General features: G+C 74.1%; 6 protein-coding genes. 2 read left to right on the top strand and 4 right to left on the bottom strand.

The window, feature by feature from the left end; genetic code table 11:
- Positions 1–3 precede the first annotated feature (3 nt).
- From ETD96_RS12230 to ETD96_RS12220, 3 genes are all read right to left on the bottom strand, one after another.
- Entirely contained in the window at positions 4–2,163 is a 2,160-nt protein-coding gene (locus ETD96_RS12230; RefSeq protein WP_138636436.1) for a hypothetical protein, read from the bottom strand.
- On the bottom strand, positions 2,160–2,906 hold the full coding sequence (locus ETD96_RS12225; RefSeq protein WP_138636435.1) for a hypothetical protein: 747 nt from the start codon (positions 2,904–2,906) through the stop codon (positions 2,160–2,162). Before ETD96_RS12225 ends, ETD96_RS12230 begins: the two co-directional genes overlap by 4 nt.
- 67 nt (positions 2,907–2,973) lie before the next feature.
- Positions 2,974–3,612, bottom strand: a complete 639-nt coding sequence (locus ETD96_RS12220) for a Crp/Fnr family transcriptional regulator (protein ID WP_138636434.1) — start codon at positions 3,610–3,612, stop codon at positions 2,974–2,976.
- Between the two features lie 49 nt (positions 3,613–3,661).
- Here ETD96_RS12220 and ETD96_RS12215 point away from each other — a divergent pair, with 49 nt between their 5' ends.
- Both ETD96_RS12215 and ETD96_RS12210 read left to right on the top strand, forming a co-directional pair.
- Positions 3,662–4,525 carry a TIGR03619 family F420-dependent LLM class oxidoreductase gene (locus tag ETD96_RS12215; protein ID WP_138636433.1) on the top strand — a complete coding sequence of 288 codons (864 nt, stop codon included), beginning with the start codon at positions 3,662–3,664 and terminating at the stop codon, positions 4,523–4,525.
- 25 nt (positions 4,526–4,550) lie between these two features.
- Positions 4,551–4,988, top strand: a complete 438-nt coding sequence (locus ETD96_RS12210) for a nuclear transport factor 2 family protein (protein ID WP_138636432.1) — start codon at positions 4,551–4,553, stop codon at positions 4,986–4,988.
- Position 4,989: 1 nt separating this feature from the next.
- On the opposite strand, the gene ETD96_RS12205 is transcribed toward ETD96_RS12210, so the two are convergent.
- Positions 4,990–5,985 (bottom strand): effector-associated domain 2-containing protein, encoded by a 996-nt coding sequence (locus tag ETD96_RS12205; protein ID WP_138636431.1) that lies wholly within the window; start codon positions 5,983–5,985, stop codon positions 4,990–4,992.
- Between the last annotated feature and the right edge of the window lie 15 nt (positions 5,986–6,000).

Genomic DNA, 6,000 nt, shown 5'->3' with positions numbered 1-6,000 from the left:
GCCCTACCCGGCCCCCAGCACCCGCCGCCGGACCGACACCCAGAACACCAGCAGCAGGCGCTTCCACTCGGGCATCAGCAACGCCATCAAGACGTCCTCCCGGATCCCCCGGCGGCTGCGGCGCACCCCGGACCAGGCGCGGGCGAGGTCCACCATCAGCATCCGGTGCGCCGGGTCGCCGACGGCGACGGACGTGAACAGGGCGACGATCCGCGGCCGCAGGTCCGGCCGCGCCTCCGCCGTGTCGAGCCAGAGCTCCATCGCCTGGAGGACGCCGTCCAGCCCCGCCGCCGCCCCCGTCTCCATGGCCAGCAGCAACCACCACGGGGACGCGCACGCGGCGGGCTCGACCGCGCCGGGCCCGGTCAGGACGACCGCGGCGCCGTCCGCGCCGCGCTCGCCCGCCAGCCTCAGGAACAGCGCCGCGCCGAACCACGGGAGCCGTCCTCCGGCCCCGGACAGGTCGGCCCCGGAGTCCGCCCAGACCAGTGCCCTGCGCAGCACCTCGGCCCGGTGGACGGCCGCCAGCCGCAGCGCCGCCGCCAGCGCCACGGTGCGCACGCCCTCGCCGCACACCGCGAGCCGCCCGATGGCGTCCAGGACGGCACCGGCCCTGACCGGGTCGACGCCGTCCGGCATGGCGAGCAGGATCCGCAGCGCCACGCCCGCGAGGCGGGCGGCGTCCCGCTCCGAGCCGAACCCGGCCGCGGCGCCGCACCACGCCAGTGCCGCCTTGGCGACCTCGTCGCCGTGGGCGGCCGTCAGGCCGATGGCCGCGTCCACGACCTCGTCGCGGACCTGGGCGTCACCGAACGTCGCGAGGTGCTTGAGCCGGGTCAGGGCGATCGACGGATACGTCCCGCCGAGCACCTGGCAGACCCGGACGATCGTCAGCTTCAGCGTCTGCGGCGTCCCCCGCTCCTTGGACCACTCGTAGAGGACCCTGCGCACCCGCCCGCCGACGACCGGGTGCAGGCAGGTCTCGACCAGCGCCAGGTAGGCGAGGTCCGGCTGCCCGCGCCGGGCCCAGTCGTACGCCGTCTGCCGGATCCAGCCGGGCATCCCGTTGTCCGCGGCCAGGTGGGCGAAGACGGTGGCGACCTTGCGCTGGAGCGGTTCGTCCAGGCCCACGGCGTCGTCGGTCGGCAGCTCCGACAGCCACGCCAGCAGGTCGGTCCGCACCAGCGGGTAGTCGCGGCAGGCGTGCCGCAGCACCGAGGACGCGTAGCCGTGCCGGCGGAAGAGGATCCGGTCGTCCTCGCGGTCCGCGCCGAGCAGGTCGCTGAGCGCGGCGGACGGGCACCAGGCCAGCCCGCCGCCCTCCACGTTGATGCGCAGATGCCTGGCGAGCGACAGCGCGGCCCCGTACACGCCCGACTCGCTCGCCGGCGTGATCGCGGCGGCGGCGATCAGCAGCGTCCTGTCCCGCAGGCCCGGGTAGTCGGCGAACCAGCCGCGCAGCTGCTCCTCCCACCCGAGGTAGGCGCGCTCGGCCTCGGCGGCGTCGCCGGTCTCCAGGACGAGGTCGGCGAGCCGCCGGCCGTCGGCGGGCGAGCCGCCCTTCAGCAGCTCGGCGGCGCGCTCCCAGTGAGGCCACTGCGTGCTGCCGAGGCGGCACACGTCGAGCCGGCGCCGGTAGACGGCGTCGGCGGGCGGCGGCTCCACCGGCACCGGCGCGAGGAACTCGAACCGGCGCAGCTCCGCTGCAGTCCCCAGGACGAGGACGATCCCCTGGGATCGGCCGAGGACCACCTCCATCCGGGACCGGAGGCGCGACGCGTCGTCCTCGTCGGCCGCGCGCACCAGGTACGCGCAGTCCGCGCTCCAGTTCTCCTCCGCGTCGTCCTCCGCCGACGAGAACGGGCGGATCGGCAGGTCGGGACGGATCTCCCGCGCCGCCGCGACCGCCGTGGTCGTGACCCCGGCGCCCTCGTCCCCGGCGAGCGCGACCACGCGGTCGCGGCGCAGGGCGTCCACGATCAGGTCGTGGTTCCCGGCGCGCACGTAGCCCGCGACGCGCTCGCCGATCTCGCTCTCCGAGAGCCCCATCGGGGAGCGCCCGCGCCCGGCGTGGAAGTGCATGACGAGGTCGCGGGAGACCGTGTTCCCGAACGCGTTCTGCGTCTCGTCGCCGCTGATCGTGACGTCCTCGACCGCCGTCATGACCGCTCCTGCCGGAAGTCGCCGCCGACCGTGTTCCCGAACGCGTTCTGGGAGTCGTCCCCGCTGATCGTGATGCCGCTGATCGACGTCCCGGACGCCGGTGGCGGCGGGGCAGGGTCGGCCGGCTTCTCGCCGCCGTCCGGCCGCCCCCGCCCGGACGGCACCGGCACGTACAGGTAGGCGGGCTTGGCGTACTGCTTGACCTTCGCCTCCACCTCGGTGACCTGGCTCGCGCGAAGGGCGGTGCGCCCGCCTTCGACGTAGGCGGTGAACAGTTCCCGCGAGAACGCGAAGACCGCGAAGGTGACCTCCGGGTCGCTGTGGTCGAGGGCGTCGCGCAGCGGCCGGCTGTCGAGCAGCCGGCACGCGTCGATGACGGCCGTGGAGATCGCGGGGGCGGCGGCGCGCTCGTCGTCCACGAGGCCCACGTGCAGCGCGGCCCGCAGCCGCAGCCGCAGCCCGCGCGCCCGCAGCCCCGGCGCGCTCGCGGCCAGCTCGTCCTGGAGGAGGCGCGCGAACGGGGCGACGAGTGCGGGCACCGCCTCCTGCGGCAGGACGGCGAGGATCCCGTCCCCGGTGCTCTCGACAAAGCGGGCCTTCTGCCAGGTCTCCCCCAGCCCGCTCGCCTCGAAGGCGGCGGTCAGGGCCCGCCGGATCTCCAAGTGGACGTCCGGCAGCTCGGCGTCGCGGTGGGCGCTGAACTTCTCGGCGTCCACGACCAGGACAGCGCGGAACTCCTCCATGCGGCCTCCCAGATGGGTGCGGATGGCCACAACACTGCCGACGTCCCGCCGAACGCTCTGTCAGATATCAGACAGAGTCCCGGCCTGATGCGGCCAGGGCGCGGAGCCCGCGGCGATCGGTGATGACGGTGCGGCCGCGCTCGGTCGACACGACGCCCAGCTCGCGCAGCCGTGCCAGCTCGGCGGCGACGACACCGCGGGACAGGCCGACCGCCTGCCCGATCTCCTGCTGGCCGAGCCCGACCTCGGCGCCGGTCCCGGCGAGGCGCAGCAGGGCCCGGACGACGCGGGGCCCCGCCGGCAGCGCCGCCGTCTCCGCGCGCCACTCCTCCCCCTCGCGCAGCCGCCGCATCGCATGGCGCAGCAGGTCCCCCTCCGCACCGGCGACGCTCACCAGCGCGCGGAAGCGGTCGGCCGGGAGGGCGCGGGTGACGCACGCGTCCATCGCGACGACGGTGGCCGAGCGGTCGTCGCCGCCCAGGACGGCGATCTCCCCGAGCAGCTCACCCGGGCCGCGCACGGCGAGCAGCAGGATCTCGCCGTCCGGGAGGGCGAGCAGCGCCTTGATCCTGCCCTCCAGCAGAAGGAGCACGTGGGACGGCGGGTCGCCCTGCCGGAGCAGGACGTCGCCCGCGCGGAACCGCCGCTCCGCGCCCGCCGCGACGAGCGACTTCCACGTGCGGGTCGAGAGGCCGGCGGGAATCATGCGTCCATCATGCCTGGCACGGGATTAGAACGGGTTCTAGTATCTGGGCATGAGGTTCACCTACGCCGAGGCCATGACCGACCCCTCGTACTACGTGCCGTTGGCCAGGGCCGCGGAGGCGGCCGGGTACACGAGCATGTCGGTCGCCGACTCGCTCGTCTACCCGAAGGAGTCCGACTCGACCTACCCCTACACCGCGGACGGCAACAGGGAGTTCCTGGAGGACAAGCCCTTCATCGAGACCTTCACGCTCATCGCGGCGCTCGGGGCGGTGACCAGCACGCTGCGGTTCACGCCGTTCGTGCTCAAGCTGCCGATCCGGCCGCCGGTGCTGGTGGCGAAGCAGGCCATGTCGATCGCGGCGCTGACCGGCGGACGGCTCGGGCTGGGCGTCGGGCTGAGCCCCTGGCCCGAGGACTTCCAGGTGATGGGCGTGCCGTGGGAGCGGCGCGGCAGGCGGATGGACGAGGCCATCGACATCCTGCGCGGCCTCAGCACCGGCGACTACTTCGAGTTCCACGGGGAGCACTTCGACGTCCCGGCGATCAAGATGGCGCCCGCGCAGCCGTACCCGATCCTCGTCGGCGGGCACAGCGAGCCGGCGCTGCGGCGGGCGGTCGTGCGCGGCGACGGCTGGATGCACGCCGGCGGCGACGACCTGGACGCGCTGCTGGCCAGGCTGCGGAGCATCCGGGAGCAGGAGGGCAAGGCCGGCGAGCCGTTCGAGGTGCACGTGATCTCCATGGACGCCTACACGCCCGACGGCGTGAAGCGGCTGGAGGACAAGGGCGTCACCGATGTGATCGTCGGCTTCCGGATGCCCTACGCCAAGGGCCCCGACACCCAGCCGCTGGCCGACAAGATCGAGGCCCTGGAGCGGTTCGCCGAGGGCGTGATCACCAAGGTCCAATAAAACGAGAACACGTTACAATTCGGCCATGGACGCGATCACCTGGAACGCCCCCGAGGCCGACCATCCGGCGCGCCGCGCCGCCCGGGCCTCGATGGCCGCGGTCGTCGAGGGCCGCAAGGACGACTGGCTGGGCCTCTTCACCGAGGACGCCCTCATCGAAGACCCCGTCGGACCGTCCTTCCTGGACCCGACCGGCGACGGCCACCGAGGCCCGGACGGCATCACGGCCTTCTGGGACAACTTCGTGTCGACGATCTCCGGGTTCCGGTTCACCGTCGCCGACTCCTTCGCCAACGGCCCCTGCTGCGCGAACGTCGCCACGATCACCACCACGACCCCCGACGGCTCCACCATGACGATCGACTGCGTCCTGATCTACACCGTGGACGACGAGGGCCGGATCACCTCGCTGCGCGCCCACTGGGAACCGGACCGCGCGATGGCCACCCTCACCAAGGGCTGATTCAGCCCGGCCAGGCGTCGTCGGCGGGCGGCAGCAGGGACTGGGCGATCGTCCGCTCCAGGCGCCGCACCGCCATCGACTCGCCGACGAACCCCTGGATCGCCTGAAGGAGCTGCTGCAACCCGCCCGAGTAGTCGAGGCACGTCTGCACGATGGCGAACAGGTCGGCGCGCGCCTCCGCCGACCGCGGCACCGCCCCGGCGATCTCCAGCGACAGCGCCGCGACCACCTGGTCACGGCCGCGCTCGGCGCGCAGCCGGGGGATCTCCAGGAGGCCGTCCACGACGCGGAACAGCGCGGGCAGCGGCACCTCGGCCGGGCCCGGCGGCACCTCGAACCCGATCCGCGACTCGGGCACCGCGGGCGTCCCCCCGGCGGGACGGACGGGCCTGCCGCCCGGCACCCTCACCCACGCCTCGTCGGACGTCTCCTTCACCCGCACCTCGACCGGGTAGTAGTCGCCCGGATCGACCAGGCCCCGCCCGTGGCGCACCACGTCGTCGTACACCCGCCGCGAGACGATCAGCGCGATCCCCGTCTCGGCCGCGGCCACCGCCTCCTTCAGCGGCGCCGCGTCCAGCAGCCGGAACGCGTGCGTCAGCGCCGTGCTGACGATGCCGCGCCCGTCCGACTCGGCCTCGCCCACGTTGACCGCCACCCGCAGTCGCATCAGCGCCGCCTCGCTCGCCGCCGCGTTGTGGTGCCGCACCTCCGCGCGCAGCCGGTCGACCACCGCCGTCAGCAGCAACTCCGTCCGGACATGCGCCGGCAGGACGACCATCACCCCGTCCCCGCGGTCCTCGTGGTAGCAGTCGTCGAGCCGCAGCCCGGCACCCGCCAGGCTCCGGTCGAGCCCCTCGTACATCGCCTTCCGCACCCGCACCCGCACCGGATCGGCACGGGACGCGGCGCTGAACCCGGCGATGTCGCAGAGGAAGAACGAGCACATCCCCCCGGGCCGCCACTCCTTGGGCGCCGGGCGCAGGGTCTCCGTCACGGGCACCTCACACCG

The sequence above is a fragment of the Actinomadura geliboluensis genome (assembly GCF_005889745.1).
GTDB lineage: Bacteria > Actinomycetota > Actinomycetes > Streptosporangiales > Streptosporangiaceae > Spirillospora > Spirillospora geliboluensis.
Note: the sequence above shows the minus strand (reverse complement) of the source record. Positions and strands in the feature narration are given on the sequence as shown.